Genomic DNA, 2,593 nt, shown 5'->3' with positions numbered 1-2,593 from the left:
GCTTGCAAGCCCGCGCCCTTTGCCCCAGCTTGCCCCGAACCCGTCCGATCCGGTGCGACTCGGACATCGCCGACAGGAGAGACCTTTCTTGCCCGACCCCAAGCCCCCGCTTCTGGCCGTTCTGATCGACGCCGACAACATTCCCGCCCGCTATGCCGAGGCGATCCTGAAGGAGATCACCTCCTTCGGGGAACCCGCGCTGAGGCGGGTCTATGGCGACTGGTCGTCGGACCGGCTGAAGCCCTGGTCCGAGAAGGTGCTGGGGCTGGGCCTGGTGGCGCATCAGGAAACCGCGAATACCAAGGGCAAGAATGCCAGCGATATCGGGCTGGTGATCGACGCGATGGACATCCTGCATTCGGGTCGGTTCGACGGGTTCGTGCTGGTCTCGTCGGACAGCGATTTCACCCGGCTGGCCAGCCGCATCCGCGAACACGGGCTGGACGTGATCGGCATCGGCGAGGCCAAGGCGCCGGTCAGCTTGCGCAATGTCTGCAACCGCTTCGTGCTGATCGAGAACATCGTCGAAGAGACGGTGCCGGTGCGGAAGGGCAAGGCGCCGGAGGCGCCGTCGGGCAAGCGGCCGCCGAAGGAGGCGATCGACCTCATCATCCGGGCGATGGACAAGATCGAGCAGGAGGACGAGTGGTACACGCTGGGCCAGCTGGGCCAGTACATCACCGCCGACAATCCCGATTTCGACACCCGCACCTATGGCAAGCGCAAGCTGTCGGACCTGGTGCATGAACTCAAGCGGTTCGAGACGCGCAAGATCGGCAACCAGATGCAGGTGCGGCGGGTGGACTAGGTCCGGACCCCGTAGCGGGCCATGAAGGTCGCGACCGCGCCGTCGATCACCCGGGCGATTTCCTCGGGGGCGAAGCTGTCGTCGATCCGCAGCAGGTGGCGCAGGTAGAGATCGGCCTTGCACAGCTCGATGAACTGGTCGGCGGCAAGGGCGGCGTCGGGGATCGCCACCTCGCCCTGTCCGTCCACGCCCGCCAGAAAACCGGCCAGTTCGTCATGCAGCCGCCGCGGACCCGAGCGGTAGAAGGTCGCGCCCAGTTCCGGAAAGCGGTCGGTTTCGGCCACGCAGATCCGGAACACCGCCTGGTTGAACTCGTTCACGAACGAGGCGACCATGAGTCCGGCGGCATGGTGCAGCACCTCGGCCACCGGCGCGTCGAGGTCGATCTGGTCCAGCGCGGCCAGCGTCTGGCGGTCGCATTCCTGTCGGAACACCTCGATGAACAAGAGCCGCTTGTCGGGGAAATAGCTGTAGAGCGTGGCCTTGGACACGCCGGCGGCGCGGGCGATGTCGTCCACATTCGCCCCCTCGAACCCGTCGCGCAAGAAGATGTCGCGGGCGCCTTCCAGCACCTGCTCGAACTTGCGTCCTTTGCGGATCGTCGCGGGAATGGGGTTCATCCGGCCTTCCGTTCTACCGAGGGGGTAGTCTAAACCAGACGGTTCACTTCGGGCAAGCCTTGGCGGGGCGGCAAATGGCCCTCTGTCGCGCTGCGTGGCGAATGGAAATCCTGCGCTTGAAATCCGCCTTTTACGGCATAGTTTAAAATCGTTCCAGATAATGAGGATGCCGATGATTCCCGGACTTACCCAGCGGCGCCGGTTCTCCGATCTCAGCGAGCAGGAGATCCTTGCGCTTGCGATCTCGTCCGAGGAGGACGATGCCCGCATCTATCGCAGCTACGCCGAACGGCTGCGCGCCGATTATCCCGATACGGCGCAGGTCTTCGACAGCATGGCGGGCGAAGAGGACCTGCACCGCCAGCGCCTGATCGAGAAGCACCGCGAACGGTTCGGCGAGGTGATCCCGCTGATCCGGCGCGAGCATGTCTCGGGCTATTACGCGCGCCGCCCGGTCTGGCTGATCGAGAATCTGGGGATCGAGCGGATCCGCGACGAGGCCGAGATGATGGAGCGCGATGCGCATGCCTTCTACCTGAAGGCGGCGCAGCGGACCTCGGACGCGGGCACCCGCAGGCTGCTGGGCGATCTTGCGGCCGCCGAGGCCGGGCACGAGGCGCTGGCTGACAAGCTGGTGGACGCGCATGTCGGCGAGGATGCCGGGGCGCAGGAGGCGCGCACCGCGCATCGGAAATTCGTGCTGACCTGGGTGCAGCCGGGGCTGGCCGGGCTGATGGATGGCTCGGTCTCGACGCTGGCGCCGATCTTCGCCACCGCCTTTGCCACGCAGGATCCGCGCACCACGCTGCTGGTGGGCATCGCCGCCTCGGTGGGCGCGGGGATCTCGATGGGGTTCACCGAGGCGGCCTCGGATGACGGGGTGATCTCGGGGCGCGGCTCGCCGCTCAAGCGGGGCATCGCCTCGGGGGTGATGACGGCGGTCGGCGGGCTGGGCCACGCGCTGCCCTACCTGATCCCGGATTTCTGGACCGCCACCACCATCGCGATGATCGTCGTCTTCATCGAGCTCTGGGTCATCGCCTGGATCCAGAAACGCTATATGGAGACGCCCTTCCTGCGCGCGGCCTTCCAGGTGGTGCTGGGCGGCGGGCTGGTGCTGGCGGCGGGCATCCTGATCGGGTCGGGATAGGGGCGGCGCCCGGGC

General features: G+C 66.4%; 3 protein-coding genes. 2 read left to right on the top strand and 1 reads right to left on the bottom strand.

Annotated elements, in window-relative coordinates; genetic code table 11:
* Positions 1–88: 88 nt before the first annotated feature.
* Entirely contained in the window at positions 89–808 is a 720-nt protein-coding gene (locus ENN83_RS12380; RefSeq protein WP_287187432.1) for an NYN domain-containing protein, read from the top strand.
* Here ENN83_RS12380 and ENN83_RS12375 read toward each other — a convergent pair.
* Entirely contained in the window at positions 805–1,428 is a 624-nt protein-coding gene (locus tag ENN83_RS12375) for a TetR/AcrR family transcriptional regulator (protein ID WP_287187431.1), read from the bottom strand. The two genes, ENN83_RS12380 and ENN83_RS12375, sit on opposite strands and share 4 nt — an antisense overlap.
* Before the next feature lie 172 nt (positions 1,429–1,600).
* On the opposite strand from ENN83_RS12375, the gene mbfA reads away from it, so the two are divergent.
* The gene (mbfA, locus tag ENN83_RS12370) at positions 1,601–2,578 is read left to right on the top strand and encodes an iron exporter MbfA (protein WP_287187429.1); all 978 of its coding nucleotides are present in this window, start codon (positions 1,601–1,603) and stop codon (positions 2,576–2,578) included.
* Positions 2,579–2,593: the final 15 nt, after the last annotated feature.

The sequence above is a fragment of the Rhodovulum sp. genome (assembly GCF_011048875.1).
GTDB classification, from domain to species: domain Bacteria; phylum Pseudomonadota; class Alphaproteobacteria; order Rhodobacterales; family Rhodobacteraceae; genus Rhodovulum; species Rhodovulum tesquicola.
The sequence above is the reverse complement of the archived record's forward strand: the minus strand, read 5'-3'. Positions and strand labels throughout refer to the sequence as shown.